Annotated in this window: 10 protein-coding genes and 2 rRNA genes; 9 read left to right on the forward strand and 3 right to left on the reverse strand. The window is 34.8% G+C overall.

What is annotated here, in order from left to right; translation table 11 throughout:
* Nucleotides 1–2 precede the first annotated feature (2 nt).
* The 9 genes from ACMDB5_RS01210 (at nucleotide 3) to ACMDB5_RS01250 (ending at nucleotide 11,749) form a co-directional block, all read left to right on the forward strand.
* Nucleotides 3–836, forward strand: a complete 834-nt coding sequence (locus ACMDB5_RS01210; protein WP_413999223.1) for a sterol desaturase family protein — start codon at nucleotides 3–5, stop codon at nucleotides 834–836.
* A gap of 110 nt (nucleotides 837–946) precedes the next feature.
* Complete coding sequence (locus ACMDB5_RS01215) at nucleotides 947–1,225, forward strand: DUF2805 domain-containing protein (RefSeq protein ID WP_413999224.1); 279 nt, start codon at nucleotides 947–949, stop codon at nucleotides 1,223–1,225.
* Nucleotides 1,226–1,350: 125 nt separating this feature from the next.
* Entirely contained in the window at nucleotides 1,351–2,274 is a 924-nt protein-coding gene (locus ACMDB5_RS01220; protein WP_413999225.1) for an alpha/beta hydrolase family protein, read from the forward strand.
* 48 nt (nucleotides 2,275–2,322) lie between these two features.
* The gene (locus ACMDB5_RS01225; protein WP_413999226.1) at nucleotides 2,323–4,185 is read left to right on the forward strand and encodes a peptidase M61; all 1,863 of its coding nucleotides are present in this window, start codon (nucleotides 2,323–2,325) and stop codon (nucleotides 4,183–4,185) included.
* Nucleotides 4,186–4,311: 126 nt separating this feature from the next.
* Complete coding sequence (locus ACMDB5_RS01230) at nucleotides 4,312–5,022, forward strand: DUF4369 domain-containing protein (RefSeq protein ID WP_413999227.1); 711 nt, start codon at nucleotides 4,312–4,314, stop codon at nucleotides 5,020–5,022.
* A gap of 213 nt (nucleotides 5,023–5,235) precedes the next feature.
* Nucleotides 5,236–9,300 carry a response regulator gene (locus ACMDB5_RS01235; protein ID WP_413999228.1) on the forward strand — a complete coding sequence of 1,355 codons (4,065 nt, stop codon included), beginning with the start codon at nucleotides 5,236–5,238 and terminating at the stop codon, nucleotides 9,298–9,300.
* Nucleotides 9,297–10,109 (forward strand): CheR family methyltransferase, encoded by an 813-nt coding sequence (locus ACMDB5_RS01240; RefSeq protein WP_413999229.1) that lies wholly within the window; start codon nucleotides 9,297–9,299, stop codon nucleotides 10,107–10,109. The genes ACMDB5_RS01235 and ACMDB5_RS01240 overlap by 4 nt, the downstream gene beginning before the upstream one ends.
* Nucleotides 10,110–10,116: 7 nt before the next feature.
* On the forward strand, nucleotides 10,117–10,668 hold the full coding sequence (locus tag ACMDB5_RS01245; RefSeq protein WP_413999230.1) for a chemotaxis protein CheB: 552 nt from the start codon (nucleotides 10,117–10,119) through the stop codon (nucleotides 10,666–10,668).
* Nucleotides 10,655–11,749, forward strand: a complete 1,095-nt coding sequence (locus ACMDB5_RS01250; RefSeq protein ID WP_413999231.1) for a sensor histidine kinase — start codon at nucleotides 10,655–10,657, stop codon at nucleotides 11,747–11,749. Before ACMDB5_RS01245 ends, ACMDB5_RS01250 begins: the two co-directional genes overlap by 14 nt.
* A 76-nt stretch (nucleotides 11,750–11,825) precedes the next feature.
* Here the strand turns inward: ACMDB5_RS01250 and pafA are convergent, their stop codons facing one another.
* From pafA to ACMDB5_RS01265, 3 genes are all read right to left on the reverse strand, one after another.
* Nucleotides 11,826–13,439 carry an alkaline phosphatase PafA gene (gene pafA, locus ACMDB5_RS01255; RefSeq protein ID WP_413999232.1) on the reverse strand — a complete coding sequence of 538 codons (1,614 nt, stop codon included), beginning with the start codon at nucleotides 13,437–13,439 and terminating at the stop codon, nucleotides 11,826–11,828.
* Between the two features lie 243 nt (nucleotides 13,440–13,682).
* Nucleotides 13,683–13,792 (reverse strand): 5S ribosomal RNA (rrf, locus tag ACMDB5_RS01260).
* Between the two features lie 128 nt (nucleotides 13,793–13,920).
* Nucleotides 13,921–16,804: ribosomal RNA gene (locus tag ACMDB5_RS01265) — 23S ribosomal RNA — on the reverse strand.
* Nucleotides 16,805–16,904: the final 100 nt, after the last annotated feature.

Genomic DNA, 16,904 nt, shown 5'->3' on the forward strand with positions numbered 1-16,904 from the left:
TTATGAACGAAATTGTTTCTTATTTTTCCACCATACCACCTTCTCATAGAAGCTTGATTCTGGTTGCTGGTATCACTATTTTTTGGTTAATTGAGAATGCCTTCCCGCTTTTTAATTTTGGTTACAAAAAATGGCATCATGCCAGTATTAATATTTTCTTGACCTTCACAACCATCCTAGTCAATTTCTGTTTAGCTTTTATTTTACTGAAATCTGCCGATTGGACAATTGCCAATGAGTTTGGAATTTTACAATGGCTTCCGCCAATGCCTTTATGGATTTACACATTAATCGGATTGCTTTTATTAGATTTAATAGGTGCATATCTGGTGCATCTGATACAACACAAAGCAAAAATATTATGGCGTTTTCACCTGATCCATCATACCGACACTTGGATCGACACCACTTCGGCCAACAGGCATCATCCCGGCGAAAGCATCATCCGGTTTGCGTTTACAGCTTTGGGCGTTTTAATTGTGGGAAGCCCTATGTGGATGGTTTTTTTATACCAAACCCTTTCTGTCATTGCAACCCAATTCAATCATGCCAACATCTCTATTCCCAAAAAACTGGATACTTTACTGAGCTATTTTATCGTGTCTCCAGACATGCACAAAGTACATCATCATTATAAACTTCCTTACACAGACAGTAATTATGGAAATATTTTCTCTGTTTGGGACCGCCTTTTCGGAACATTTATGGTACTTCCAAAAGAAGAAATCATTTATGGAATAGACACTCACATGAAGATTGAAGAGCACAATCGGCTAAAAAATTTATTAAAAATACCGTTTCAGAAACAACATCGTTTTAAAGAAATTAAACACTAAAAAAAAACGTCTTTTTGATAAGAAGTAATTACTTTTTTTATTAATATTGGTATCTATTTTAGAATCAATTATATTAATCATTAAAAACTATTAGAATTAATTTTCACGTGATGAAAAAGAGTAGCCGCAAAGAATTAAACTGGGAACAAACAGAAAAACTTGTTACATTGGCCTTAGAGGAAAAAAATCCTTTTGAAATCATTAAAAAGGAATTTGGTTTGGTCGAAAAGGAGGTTCTAGAGATTATGAAAAAGAAGATGCCAGCTGAAAAATTTGAAATGTGGAAAAAGAAAGCTACAGCAAATAAACCAAAACCAAAACCCGTTAAAATAGATGATTTTGATGAAGATTTGGATGGCAAATATTACATAAAAAACAAATTAGACTAAAAGTGAAACTCCTGTAATCCAGGAGTTTTTTTGTATAAACAATTTGGCCAATCCTACCCGATACTAGATTGGATTGTAACATATTTAGACTTAAGAAGACTAATAGCTAAAATAAAAGATAAACAATGAAAAAATCATTATTCTCATTCTTAATTTTACTTTCAACACTTTGTTTTTCTCAGGAAAAAAAAGAGATAACGATCAATCCCCTACTAAAGGGAACTTTATATTCTCCTTTAAAAGAAAATAAAAAAACGAATCTTGTCATTCTAATTGCAGGTTCCGGCCCTACTGACAGAGATGGGAATCAAAAAGGAATGATTAACAATTCTTTGAAATATTTATCCGAAGATTTGGCAAAAAACGACATTGCAACTTTTAGTTATGACAAAAGGATTATTGCCCAAATGGCAGCCGGAACCGTGGATGAAAAGTCGCTTTCACTTGATGATTTTATAAAAGATGCCAAAGACATCTTGACCTTCTTTAAAAATCAAAAAAAATACAACAAAATTATAATTGCCGGCCATAGCGAAGGCGCATTAGTGGGAATGGTCGCCGCGAACGGAAATGCCGATGCCTATATCTCATTGGCAGGAGCCGGAAGAACAATTGATGCAGTTGTAGTTGAACAGATAGAAAAACAGGCTCCTTTTCTAAAAGAAGAAGTAGAAAAAGATTTTGAAATCCTGAAAAGCGGAAAAACATTTGAACTAAAAAATCAAATGTTGGCTTCAATTTTCAGGGAAAGTGTACAACCTTATATGATTTCCTGGATAAAATACGATCCGCAAAACGAAATTAAAAAACTGCAAATTCCTATGCTATTAATTAACGGAACCAAGGATTTGCAAGTAAAGGTTTTGGAAGCCGAACTATTAAAAAAGACAAAACCCGAAGCAAAACTTGTCGTTATTGAAGACATGAATCACGTTTTTAAAGAAATTAAAGGTGATGATACCGAAAACATGAAGTCCTACAATGATCCAAATTTATTCGTCTCAGAAAAATTAGTGAGTACAATCAATCTTTTTATTAAATCATTATAGTCTGTAACAATACATAAAATACCTATAGCTAAAATAAAAAACTAAAAAATGAAAAAAATACTTTTTGCATTTGCATTCGCATCTGTTTTTTGGAGTTGTAAAACAGCTTCAACTTCAGCTATCACTCAAAAAGAAGAACAAGTTCTGGTCAACATTAATTTGAATGAAATAATTGATGATAAAGTCCTAGTTACGGTAAATGCTCCATCGATATTGACTGATGAAATTACCTATCATATTCCTAAAACGGTTCCCGGAACCTATTCAGAGGACAATTACGGAAAGTATATTGAAGATCTGAAAGCCTATAACAAAAAAGGAGAATTACTAAATGTAAACAAAACAGATGTTAATTCGTGGTCTATTGCCAATGCAAAAACTTTGGACAAAATCACCTATCGGGTAAATGATTCTTTTGACACCGAAACCGGGAAAGATTTTGGAGATGGCGAAATTTTTTCTCCAGCTGGTTCAAATATCGATGCCGGTAAAAATATCATGCTTAACACCCATTGTTTCGTAGGATATTTTACAAATAAAATGTCAATTCCTTATCAAGTAACTATTACTCATCCGGCAACACTTTGGGGAGCCACTTCGATGACTGATTTAGATTCAAGTGACACAAATGACAAATTTGTAACAGCTCGTTATGCCGAATTAGTTGAAAACCCTATTATGTATGCCAAACCAGATTACACCACTTTCGCCGTTGATGGAATGGAAATACAAATCGCAGTTTATTCTCCCTCGGGCAAAGTAACCGCTGAGAGTATTACTCCTGAAATGAAAACAATGATGACTGCCCAAAAGACTTTTTTGGGAAAAATAGATGCTACAAAAAAATACAGCGTTTTATTGTACTTATCAACCATGCAAGAAAATGATGCCAAAGGATTCGGTGCCTTAGAACATCCTACAGCAACAACAGTAGTCCTGCCTGAAATGATGCCAAAAGAAGAATTAGTAAAATCGATGATGGACGTAGTTTCTCATGAATTTTTCCATATTCTGACACCTTTGACAATCCATTCTAAAGAAATTCAAGATTTTGATTACAACAATCCAAAAATGTCTGAACATTTATGGATGTATGAAGGAGTTACGGAATATTTCGCCAATCTTTTTCAAATAAACCAAGGATTAATTACCGAAGATAATTTCCTCAACCGTATGGCTGAAAAAATAGCCAAGGCTAATACCATGAATGACAGCATGCCATTTACAACAATGAGCGCCAATGTCTTAGAAAAACCATACAAAGACCAATATTTAAACGTGTACGAAAAAGGAGCGCTTATTGGCATGTGTTTGGATATCATCATTAGAGAAAAAAGCAATGGAGAAAAAGGAATCCTTGATTTGATGCAAAAATTATCAAGTGAATATGGCGTGGCAAAACCTTTTGAAGACAAAGAGCTTTTTACCAAAATTACTTCAATAAGCTACCCAGAAGTTGGTGAATTTTTGAACACTTATGTAGCCGGAACAACAGCAATTCCATATGCTACTTATTTGGCAAAAGTTGGAGTAACTAATACAACCGAAAAAGTAGCGACTAATGTTTTTCTGAAAGGACAATCTCCATATATAACAGTAAATCCTCAAACCAAAGAAATCAGTGTAATTCCTGATATAGAACTAAATAATTTCTACACCAATTTAGGGCTAAAAGCCGATGATATTTTACTATCCATAAATGACAAAGCCTATTCGCTTGTTAATATTTATGAGATGATTGGCGCAAGCCAAAATTGGAAAGAAAATGATGCCATAACCTTAAAAATAAAGCGCAATGGCAAGGAGCAAATCATCAAAGGAAAAGTAAAATTACCTTACGAAGAAAAAGCAGGTCTTAAATCGACGGATGCCTCTAAAACAAAACTAAAAGAAGCTTGGCTTAAAGCCTAAATTTAAAAATTACTTAAGAAGCCCCAATTTTAGAAATAGATTGGGGGCTTTTTTTGTGAAATTTTAATCCTTTATAAAATCATTCCAACAATTTTCTTTATTTTGCGCCAAAATATAAACCTACCAATGAAAAAATCAATACTTGCATTCGTTACACTTATTTTAATATCATCCTGTAACAAAACTGAACCAAAAGACAATCTACACATTACCGGAAATATTAAAGGTTTAAAAAAAGGAACCTTATACATACAAAGAGTTGTTGATACCACACTTGTAGCTATCGACAGTATTAAAATTGACGGCAATTCTGCTTTTGAAAGCAATATTGAATTAAAATCGCCTGAAATGTTATATTTATTTCTGGACAGAGGAGTAACCAACTCGCTAGATAATAACATCTCTTTTTTTGCTGAACCAGGAACTATAAATATCGACACCAATCTAGATACTTACATCTCGGGTGCAAAAATAACAGGATCAAAAAACCAAGAATTATTTGAAGAATACAGAAAAATAAACTCTCGTTTCCAGGATGAAAACCTAACTTTAATTGAACAAAAATTCAAGGCCATCAAAAGCAATAATACCAAAGCCATTGATAGTTTAGCTGCAAAGCAAGATTCTAACATTAAACGAAAATATTTGTTTGCAACTAACTTTGCAATCAACAACAAAGATTATGATGTAGCGCCATATATTGCTCTTTCTGAGATTTACGATATTAATATCAAGTACTTGGATACCATTCAAAAATCAATGACTCCTAAAGTGGCAAATTCTCTTTATGGAAAAAAATTGACTGAATATGTGCAATCAATCAAAGCTCAAAAATAAATTGACTAAAAGTTAAAAATAACTTTTGAAATTTAAAAGCCATCCTGATTATTAGGGTGGCTTTTTTTATTGAATATTATATCTTCCAGTAAAAAAAAGAATCAAAACTAAAAGCTAAAAACATAGCATACAATGCATTATGAATTATTCAAAATGAATTTCATTCTGCAAAAATTATTTTGCTATTTTTACCAGCCAAAGCCCCAAAAACCTATGTGGAAAAACCTATCTATAAAAACTCAGCTAATTCTGATTCTTCTGATTCCCGTTTCGGGATTATTGTATTTGACCTTTACAAACAGTCAAAACGCTTACAATAAATACACTAAAATTGATTATAGTTTGCAAAACATAAATAACATTGCAAATTTATCAAAAGGTATAAATTTAATAAGTGATGAAAGAGGTTCTTATCAGTTTTCATCATTTGATACAACCCGAAAAATTGAATTTGATTATAAAGCTAAGGAAACAACCGAATGGTTTTTGAACTTTAAAACAACCGATTCAACAATAAATAAAAGTTTAAATATTGCCAAAGGCATTTTAAAAAAAGTACGATCTGATATTGAAGACAAGACTATTTCTACTGAAGAAATATTTAATCAATACACATCTATAATTTTTATTTTAGACAATATAATTGAAAATCAAATTATAAATTGTCAAATTCCAGAATTTACCTTGCTCGCTAATAACTTTAATTGTTATATCGATTCAAAAATAGCAACAACCTTGATGCGAGGCAGTTTACTTGATAAAATATCAAAAAAAACTGTCGAAACTCGATTAGAAGGTGTTTATAAAGAAGCCATGATAATTGATCAAAACATTGACTTTAGATTGATTAATTACGGGCTTACTGAAATAAATAATGAAATTATTAAATATAAAAAGACTGACGAATTTAAATCTTTTTTAGCCACCTCAGAAGTAATCTTCAATAATGAAACTAATGATATAACAGCAGAAAAATGGTGGAAAATGTCATCTCTTATTGTTGTAAGATTTAATAAATTAGAAGAAGACAACCTAAACTATATCATTAGTTATGGTGTACAAAAAAAACAAGAAACATTTACTTCTGTAGTTTTAACAATCACCTTATTAATCATATTATTACTAATCAATTTCCTTTTATTTTTTAAACTAATCAACAATACTTCAAACACACTTAAAAGTGTTTCTAGGTTGATCAATAAAATTGCATTGGGCAAAATTGAATTTAATGACCATAAACTTTCCGGAAATGCCGAATTCTATTCTATCAACAATTCATTGAAGGATCTTATTAAGGCAATAAAAGAGCAAATTGATTTATCTGCTAAAATCAGTTCGGGGAATTATGGCGACACTATTGAGCTAAGAAGTCTTTCGGACACGCTTAATGACTCTTTAAACAACATGTCTTTGGAGTTGAAAAAATTTAATGATGAATCAAATGAAAATAGTTTATTAGAAAAAAATATTATTCAGGTAAATAAATCAATCATTGATTCTAAAGACTTAAATGAGTTTGGTAATAATTTATGCAGTATTTTAATTAATCAAACCAATGGTTGTCAAGCTGTTTTTTATACAACCGATTATATTGAAAATAAAAATGAATTAATAAAAATAGGCAGCTATGCCGATAATCAAGATACCCCAAAAACAATCCAAATTGGTGAAGGATTAGTTGGTGAAGTTTTCAAAAATAACGAACAAAAGTGCTTTAATAATTTAGAAAATAGCTATTCCTTTATTTCGTCATCACTTGGAAAATCTCCTTTATACAATGTTTTATTAACACCTATATCCTACAAAAATGAGGTAATTGGTGTAATCGAAATTGGATCGCTTGAAAACTTCAATGATGCCGATAAAAAATTACTAAACACCCTGACAGACTCTATCGGAAGTGCCATAGAGGTATTCATTCGCAATGAAGAGTTGAGGCTTTCGGTCGTTGAAATCAACCGCAAAAACAACATCTTACAAGTTCAAGAAGAGGAACTGAGACAAAATAATGAAGAACTCAACAAACATACCCTATTACTGCAACAATCAGAAGAAGAATTAAAAAACCAGGCGGCAGAATTAGAACAAACCAATGCGTATTTAGAAGAAAAAGGAAGGGAACTTGAAAATAAAAACTATGAAATAGAAATTAAAAATAGTGACCTAATAATTGCTCAAGAAGAACTCAATGTCAAATCGGAGGAAATAGCCCAAGCCAGTAAATACAAATCGGAATTCTTGGCAAACATGTCGCATGAGCTAAGAACACCATTAAACAGTATCCTAATTCTTTCGGATCTTTTGAAAGAAAATGTAAACGGGAATTTATCCAATTCTCAGATCGACAATTTATCCGTAATTAACTCTTCGGGCAAGGATTTGCTGAATTTAATAACCGATATATTAGATATTTCTAAAATAGAATCAGGCAAAGTTGAAATATACCCAGAAGAAACCGTGATTGAAAGAGTCTTTTCGGACATGGACAGCCTGTTTAGAGTTCAGATGGAGAAAAAGGAAATTGACTTCAAAACGGTCATTACAGAGAATTGCCCAAGAAAAATCAATACCGATATTGGGAAAATTGAACAAATCCTTAAAAACTTTTTATCTAATGCTTTAAAATTCACGCCTAATAGCGGAAAAGTCTCGCTAACCTTTGATTCCGGAGCTAAAAAACAAGAATATCTAACGTCATCGCTAGCTTCATTAGCTAATGATGAAATTTTAGCAATTCATATTAAAGACAACGGAATTGGAATTTCGGAGGAAAACAAGAAAAAACTATTTCAAACTTTCCAGCAAGCTGACAGCTCTACAAGCCGAAAATATGGCGGTACAGGTTTAGGTTTATTTATATCCAAAGAATTGGCAATTTTATTGGGCGGAGAAGTATCGCTCAAAAGTGAATTAAATAATGGAAGTACTTTTAGTGTTTTTGTTCCAATAAACTATAAATCTAAAAATGCTAACCAAATTGAAATTAAAGAGAGCATCATTAAAGAAGAAGAGCCAGCGATAGAAACTGAATACCCTAATTCAGATAAAGAATTTGTCGATCTGGCCGCAAACATTAAAGACGACAGAAATAAAGCTGACATTGACGATAAAACCATTTTAATCATAGAAGATGATGCTTCTTTTGCCGAAGTTTTGCTCCAGGTTGCTCATGACAATGGTTTTAAAGCGATTATAGCGCATCAAGGAGAAACTGGATTCCAGTATGCAAAGAAATATAGCCCAAAAGCCATAATTCTAGACATGAAATTACCAGGAATAGACGGTTGGACAGTCTTAAAATGGTTAAAAGAAGACCCTGAATTACAGCATATTCCTGTTCATGTAATGTCTGGAATGAAAAGAGAAAAGCTTGCAAAAGAAATGGGAGCCTTTGATTTTTTAGTGAAACCAATCACTCCAAAGAAATTAAAAAATGCTTTTCAATCCATTGACAAACAAATCAATTCGATTTATAAAAAAGTGCTTATCGTAGAAGACGATGTAAAACTGAATTATTCAATAAAAGAATTGGTACATTCCAGTGATAAAAATGTAATCTGTCTGCAAGCACATTCGCGATTTGAAGCTGAAAATATTTTAAAAAACGACGAAATAGATTGTGCCATAATTGACTTGAGTTTACCTGATTCTAACAATATCAAAGCTGTTTCAGAATTAAAAAAATTATCCAAAAACAAGGACATTAAAATCATTGTTAATACTGGAAAAATGCTTTCTGATGAAGACCAATTGGAGCTCGAAAAAAATGTAGATAGTATTGTTATCAAAACAAACGATGCAACTGAAAGATTAAAAGATGAACTTTTACTCTTCTTAAATAAAATTGAATCTACAGAAGATTTGAAATATAAAAATGCGCCGAATTTATCAGGAGGTGAAATTCTAAAGAACAAAAACATCTTAATTGTAGATGACGACATTAGAAACATTTATGCCTTATCAGCCGCATTAACGAGCAAAGGAGCTATAATATCAACCGCTTTTAATGGAGTTGAAGCCTTAAAAGCCCTTGAAGGCAATTCAAACGTTGACATCGTACTGATGGATATTATGATGCCCGAAATGGACGGATTTGAAGCAACGAGAAAAATTAGAGAAAACATCAAATGGAGAGATTTGCCAATCATTGCCCTAACAGCAAAAGCGATGAAAGGAGATCGAGACGAAATTATAAAAGCCGGAGCTTCTGATTACCAATCAAAACCGATAGACATACAAAAGCTTATTTCATTAATTAGCATCTGGATATACAAATGATTGATTTTAATGACCTTGATGAATTACTTTTAACCATTCAGAAACAATTCGATTATGATTTTCGCGAATATTCGAAAGCATCAATGCTCAGACGAATTAATCGTTTTATGGAAATTAATTCCATGAAAACTGTAGTCGATTTAAAATTTGAATTAATAAATAACCCCCAAATTTTTAAGGATTTCATAAATGAAATTGTAGTTAATGTAAGTGAGTTTTTCAGGGACCCGAGTTTTTATATGTCTTTGTCTAAAAATATTTTTCCGTATCTTGATAGCTATCCAAAAATAAATATTTGGAGTGCGGGTTGTTCATTTGGCGAAGAAACCTATTCTTTAGCCATAATGTTGAAAGAAAAAGGAATGTATGATAAAACAAGGCTATACGCAACAGATATCAGTTCGAATGCAATAGAAAAATCAAAAAAAGGCATTTATTCGAATATCAATTTTAAAGATTATTCGAGAAATTATTTTGAATGTGGCGGACAAGCGTCTTTAAAAGATTATTTTATTTCTGACGAAAAAAATTCGATAATCAATTCTGATTTGAAAAAAAACATATTGTTTACAAATCATAATTTGGTTACTGATGGGGTTTTCAAAGAATGTCAATTGATTCTTTGCAGAAACGTTTTAATTTATTTTAATGATGAATTACAAAACAAGGTTTTAAAATTATTCTACGACAGCTTACCTATTCATGGTTTTCTGGCTTTGGGGAAAAAAGAGTCTTTGCGTTTTAGTAGCGTCTTTGAAAATTTTAAGGAAATAGATCGAAATGAAAAAATTTATCAAAAAATAAAATAATCTAGATATGATTATCATTGGTGGATCAGCGGGTTCCTTTAATACAATATTATCCATACTAAAAGGATTGGATAAGCGCGTTTGTGTACCAATTGTAATTGTTTTACATCGATTAAAAAACTCAGAATCATCATTTGAGGAAATTTTACAGAACAATACCCACTATATCGTAAAAGAAGTAGAAGACAAAGAAATTATTAAAAACGGAATAATATATACAGCTCCTTCAAATTACCATTTACTATTGGAAGAAAATAGGACTTTTTCATTAGATGTTTCTGAACTTGTCAATTATAGCCGACCATCAATTGATGTAACTTTTGAATCTTTCTCTACAGTATTAAAAGAAAAATGCTGCGGTATACTATTATCCGGATCAAATAATGATGGAGCCGAAGGGTTAAAATTTATTGCAGAAAATAATGGGATCAGCATTATACAAGACCTCGAAGAAGCCGAATTTGACATGATGCCAAAAGCTGCTAAAAATTTATACAAATATCATAAAGAATTAAATACCACAAATATCATAAACATATTAAATAATGAATACTGCTAAAACGCATACACTCTTATTGATTGATGACAAACCTGCCAACCTGATTGCTTTAAAAAGCATGCTTGAGCATCCTAATAGAGAAATAATAACCTGTGAATCTGCACATCAAGGATTGCAAATATTACTCAAAGAAAAAATTTCACTTATTTTAGTCGATGTTCAAATGCCTGAAATGGATGGTTATGAATTTGTTGAAATAGTAAAACAACATCCAGATACGGCAAACATTCCTACTATTTTTGTTACCGCCATAAGCGATGAACCCAAATATATCAATAAAGCCTACGATTTAGGTGCTATAGACTTTCTATTTAAACCTCTAATTACTGAAGTTACAAGGAAAAAAGTAGACTCTTTTCTAAAAATATGGGATTACGATCAACAATTAAAAGCATTAAACGAGAAGCTTTTGGTAAAAAATCGTGAATTAGAACAATTTGCACATATAATTGCTCACGATTTAAAAACTCCATTAAACAATATAAAATCATTAATTGATTTTATTGAGGAAGAACATATATTGGATCTAAAAGAGGAAGCAACCGATTTATTTGAAATGGTAAAAACGTCGGCAATGGATATGTCAAAATTAATTGACGATTTGCTGCATTATTCAAAAAATGTTGAAAATAATGAAGGCAAAGAGAGCATTCATATTTTAACCGAAATAAACGCAATAATTAAACTTATCGATACCGATAATAGCATCAAAATAAACAAAGAAAACTTAAATCATTCTGTTTTATTTCAACCGGTTGCATTTAAACAAATAATCCAAAATTTATTATCAAACGCTATTAAGTATAATGATAAAGATATTACAGAGATAAGCATCACATATTCTGAAAATCAAAAAACAATATCAATAAGCGATAATGGTCCAGGAATACCAGAAAATCAACACGAAAAGGTTTTCGGTATGTTTTACACACTTGGCAGAACATCCAGAGGAGAATCTGGAACCGGTATTGGATTAAATCTAGTAAAAAAATTAGCAGAAAGAAATGATGTAACTGTTCATTTCAACAGCAATTATACTGAAGGTACAGAAGTAATTATTTCTAATTTAATTAGTGTTTAAAACCAAAAATTATCAAAAAACAAAAAAATCCCGTAAAATTTATTTACGGGATTTTTTTTATCAAAATTAGTATGTTTTAGTCTTTCAAAACTTCTTCCAAAACATTGGCTTCTGTTCCATTTGGGAATGTAATTTTCAATTTTTGGGCAAGCGTAGGTGCTATTTCTGTGATATTCTTTTTATGGTAGGATTCTCCTTTTTTAATATGCCAGCCATAGAAAATAGCAGGCACATGCGTATCATAACTGTAAGGTGTGCCATGAGAAGTTCCTGTACCTGAATACTCAATATAACCCGGTTTGTCTAAAATAACAAGATCTCCATTTTGAGTAACATCATATCCTTTTACAACAAAATTCAAAAAATAATCATTACCGGTAGAATTCAAAATCTCTTCTTCGGTATATACTTTCTTTACATAATCCTGAGACATTAAATAGGCTTTAAAAGCTGCTTTAACGGTACACAAATCAAGATTCTTATTTTTGATTGTCTCTTTATTAAAAAACAAATTGAAACTCGAATAATTCAAAATTAAGTCAGCTCCAAAAGTCTTCACTGAGAAATCTTTTAAATTTGATCTAATATCTCTTGGACTCACACTCCTCACACCATACTTATTATCTTTTAGAAAATTAACGTTTTCAGCTCCAGCATGATCTGCGGTTAGGAAAAGCAGGTAATTATCCTTGCCTACTTTTTTATCAAGATAAACTAAAAAATCTGCTATGGTTTGATCCAGTCTTAAATAAGTATCCTGCAACTCCATAGAACGCGGTCCTAATAAGTGCCCAATATAATCTGTAGAAGAAAAACTAACAGCTAAAAAATCTGTAACATTATCTTTACCTAATTCTTCCATTTCAATAGCTTTCATCGCAAATTCAGCCACAAGATCGTTCCCAAAAGGTGTCGATCTCAATACCCCAGCATCATTTTTAGCATACATTTCTTTTAAATTATATGGAAAAACTGGAGCAGCACTATTGTATAATTTGCCTTCATAAGGATTATCATCCGCTAAACTCTCATTATAAGTATCTTTCGATTTATACAAATCCCATCCTTTATTAATATATGGCATGTATCTTTTTTCAGAATTGAATTTTGTAACCCAATCAGGCAACTTTTCGCCGTAGAAAGTACTGGAAACAAAATCTCCTGTTTTGCTATACCAAAAAGCCCAATTGGCAAAATGTCCTGCCGGCAATATAGCACCACGGTCCTTAATGCTCAATCCGATAACTTTTCCTTTAAAATTGGTAGCCAAACGCAATTCATCGGTAATTGTAGTACTCTGTAAATTTTTAGGAGACATTTCCCCTTCCTCTTTAGTTCCGTTTCCGATGGTTTTTACCGAAGCGTCATCCGTACAATATACTTCTTTTCCTAAAGTCCTGCTGAACCATTCGTTACCAACAATTCCATGTATCGAAGGAGTTGCTCCTGTATAAATAGAAGCATGTCCCGGCGCAGTATAAGTAGGCATATAATTATAATGCATATTTTGAAAGGTATAGCCGTTGTTCATCAATCGCTTAAACCCATTGCTGGTAAAATCATCCGAAAAACGATATAAATATTCCATTTTCATTTGATCCACAACAATTCCGATGACTAATTTAGGGCGCTCTTGCGCATAAACATTTGCAATACTAATAAATGCAAAAAATAAAATTAATTTTTTCATAATATACTTTATATAGGTCGTAAAAATACAAATTAAACTTCAAACCTACTTGCTTGAAAACATCAGAATAAGCTTCAGATTTAATGATTCCAATCAAAAAAACCCTCTATCCGATTGGATAGAGGGTTTTACAGAATCTAAAACAGGTCCAGATTAAACAAATACGTCGAACCGAGCCCTTAGACAAACACTTCGATGCTATAAAAACAAAAAAGCCTGTCTTTTCAGACAGGCTTTTCTAAAGAAAGGCGACGACATACTCTCCCACATAACTGCAGTACCATCTGCGCAGGCGGGCTTAACTTCTCTGTTCGGGATGGGAAGAGGTGAGCCCCGCCGCAATAACCACCTTAAGGTCGTTTTGCAATGGGTAATCCATTATTTATGGATCAACATTACACAATATCTTAACATACTGAGATAAAGAAAAAAGTATTTATTTAGAAAGTTTCTTCCTCCGGGTTACCCCGGAGGAAAAGGTGTACATAAGCTTACGGATTATTAGTACTACTCGACTATGACATTACTGCCTTTACATCTATAGCCTATCAACGTGGTCATCTCCCACGATCCTTAAAAGAAATCTCATCTTGTGGTGGGTTTCGCGCTTATATGCTTTCAGCGCTTATCCCTTCCAAACGTAGCTACTCTGCGGTGCCACTGGCGTGACAACAGATACACTAGAGGTTTGTCCAATTCGGTCCTCTCGTACTAGAATCAGATCCACTCAAATTTCTTGCGCCCACAGTAGATAGAGACCGAACTGTCTCACGACGTTCTGAACCCAGCTCGCGTGCCACTTTAATGGGCGAACAGCCCAACCCTTGGGACCTTCTCCAGCCCCAGGATGTGACGAGCCGACATCGAGGTGCCAAACCCCCCCGTCGATATGAGCTCTTGGGGGAGATCAGCCTGTTATCCCCGGCGTACCTTTTATCCTTTGAGCGATGGCCCTTCCATGCGGAACCACCGGATCACTATGCTCTACTTTCGTACCTGATCGACCTGTATGTCTCTCAGTCAAGCTCCCTTATGCCATTGCACTCTACGCACGGTTACCAAGCGTACTGAGGGAACCTTTAGAAGCCTCCGTTACTCTTTTGGAGGCGACCACCCCAGTCAAACTACCCACCAAGCAATGTCCCCCGCAAAACGGGGTTAGGCCTCAGATAAACAAAGGGTTGTATTTCAACAATGACTCCACAACGCCTAGCGACGCCACTTCACAGTCTCCAACCTATCCTACACATCATTTATCCAAGGTCAATACTAAGCTATAGTAAAGGTGCACAGGGTCTTTTCGTCCCACTGCGGGTAAACGGCATCTTCACCGTTACTACAATTTCACCGAGCTCATGGCTGAGACAGTGTCCAGATCGTTACACCATTCGTGCAGGTCGGAACTTACCCGACAAGGAATTTCGCTACCTTAGGACCGTTATAGTTACGGCCGCCGTTTACTGGGGCTTCAATTCAATGCTTCTCCGAAGATAACATCTCCTCTTAACCTTCCAGCACCGGGCAGGTGTCAGGCCCTATACTTCATCTTACGATTTTGCAGAGCCCTGTGTTTTTGATAAACAGTCGCCTGGACCTCTTCACTGCGGCCAGCATTGCTGCTGGCGACCCTTCTCCCGAAGTTACGGGTCTATTTTGCCTAATTCCTTAGCCATGAATCTCTCGAGCACCTTAGAATTCTCATCTCGACTACCTGTGTCGGTTTGCGGTACGGGTACTATTAACCTGAAGTTTAGAGGTTTTTCTTGGAAGCCCTTAGGTGCACTATCTCTTTGTCCGAAGACGCCGAGTACTATCGTATTTCCCCAAAACCCGTGGATTTGCCTGCGGGTCTTATAGGTAGGTACTTCAACGAACTATTCCGTCAGTTCGCGGCACTTTCATCACTCCGTCACCCCATCACAGTTAACAGTAGTACGGGAATATTAACCCGTTGTCCATCGACTGTCCCTTTCGGGTTCGCCTTAGGTCCCGACTAACCCACAGCTGATTAGCATAGCTGTGGAAACCTTAGTCTTTCGGTGTGCGGGTTTCTCGCCCGCATTATCGTTACTTATGCCTACATTTTCTTTTCTAACCAGTCCAGCATACCTTACGATACACCTTCTACCCTGTTAGAATGCTCCCCTACCACTTAGAGTAAACTCTAAATCCATAGCTTCGGTAATATACTTATGCCCGATTATTATCCATGCTCGTCCGCTCGACTAGTGAGCTGTTACGCACTCTTTAAATGAATGGCTGCTTCCAAGCCAACATCCTAGCTGTCTGGGCAGACAAACCTCGTTCTTTCAACTTAGTATATATTTGGGGACCTTAGCTGATGGTCTGGGTTCTTTCCCTCTCGGACTTGGACCTTAGCACCCAAGCCCTCACTGTTATGAAACATTATATAGCATTCGGAGTTTGTCAGGAATTGGTAGGCGGTGAAGCCCCCGCATCCAATCAGTAGCTCTACCTCTATATAACTTTACGCATAACGCTGCACCTAAATGCATTTCGGGGAGTACGAGCTATTTCCGAGTTTGATTGGCCTTTCACCCCTACCCACAGATCATCCCAAGACTTTTCAACGTCAACGGGTTCGGTCCTCCACTGTGTGTTACCACAGCTTCAACCTGTCCATGGGTAGATCACACGGTTTCGCGTCTAACACTACTGACTAAAGCGCCCTATTCAGACTCGCTTTCGCTACGGATCCGTGGCTTAACCACTTATCCTTGCCAGCAACGTTAACTCGTAGGCTCATTATGCAAAAGGCACGCCGTCACCCCACGAAAGGGCTCCGACCGCTTGTAAGCGTATGGTTTCAGGATCTATTTCACTCCGTTATTCACGGTTCTTTTCACCTTTCCCTCACGGTACTGGTTCACTATCGGTCTCTCAGGAGTATTTAGCCTTAGCGGATGGTCCCGCCAAATTCAGACAGGGTTTCACGTGCCCCGCCCTACTCAGGATACCACTATCCTTTACACTCGTTACCTATACAGGACTATCACCCTCTTTGGTTCTACTTTCCAGTAGATTCTAGTTCCTTGTGCAAGAAATGTCGTGGTCCTACAACCCCAACATTGCCGTAACAACATTGGTTTGGGCTAATCCGCGTTCGCTCGCCACTACTTACGGAATCACTTTTGTTTTCTTCTCCTCCGCCTACTTAGATGTTTCAGTTCAGCGGGTTTGCCCACCTATCGGTGTACTATGTCTTCAACATAGTGGGTTGCCCCATTCAGGTATCTACGGATCAATCGGTGTGTGCCCGTCCCCGTAGCTTTTCGCAGCTTATCACGCCTTTCATCGCCTCTGAGAGCCAAGGCATCCCCCATACGCCCTTATTTTGCTTATTGTACCAATCTTAAATTTAATTAAGACCGTTTTTGTTTGTCTTTTACTATAAATAGTAAAAAACGCTTTCTACTTTTTAATATTTTTCTTATCTCAATATGT

It is taken from the genome of Flavobacterium sp. W1B, from assembly GCF_047344965.1.
Taxonomy (GTDB): domain Bacteria; phylum Bacteroidota; class Bacteroidia; order Flavobacteriales; family Flavobacteriaceae; genus Flavobacterium.

What these genes read in the sequence shown, in the direction of transcription:
- ACMDB5_RS01215 (WP_413999224.1), top strand. Translation starts at nt 947, where the DNA reads ATGAAAAAGAGTAGCCGCAAAGAATTAAACTGGGAACAAACAGAAAAA.
- ACMDB5_RS01245 (WP_413999230.1), top strand. Translation starts at nt 10,117, where the DNA reads ATGATTATCATTGGTGGATCAGCGGGTTCCTTTAATACAATATTATCC.
- ACMDB5_RS01220 (WP_413999225.1), top strand. Translation starts at nt 1,351, where the DNA reads ATGAAAAAATCATTATTCTCATTCTTAATTTTACTTTCAACACTTTGT.
- ACMDB5_RS01230 (WP_413999227.1), top strand. Translation starts at nt 4,312, where the DNA reads ATGAAAAAATCAATACTTGCATTCGTTACACTTATTTTAATATCATCC.
- ACMDB5_RS01250 (WP_413999231.1), top strand. Translation starts at nt 10,655, where the DNA reads ATGAATACTGCTAAAACGCATACACTCTTATTGATTGATGACAAACCT.
- ACMDB5_RS01225 (WP_413999226.1), top strand. Translation starts at nt 2,323, where the DNA reads ATGAAAAAAATACTTTTTGCATTTGCATTCGCATCTGTTTTTTGGAGT.
- ACMDB5_RS01210 (WP_413999223.1), top strand. Translation starts at nt 3, where the DNA reads ATGAACGAAATTGTTTCTTATTTTTCCACCATACCACCTTCTCATAGA.
- ACMDB5_RS01240 (WP_413999229.1), top strand. Translation starts at nt 9,297, where the DNA reads ATGATTGATTTTAATGACCTTGATGAATTACTTTTAACCATTCAGAAA.
- ACMDB5_RS01235 (WP_413999228.1), top strand. Translation starts at nt 5,236, where the DNA reads ATGTGGAAAAACCTATCTATAAAAACTCAGCTAATTCTGATTCTTCTG.
- pafA (WP_413999232.1), bottom strand. Translation starts at nt 13,439, where the DNA reads ATGAAAAAATTAATTTTATTTTTTGCATTTATTAGTATTGCAAATGTT.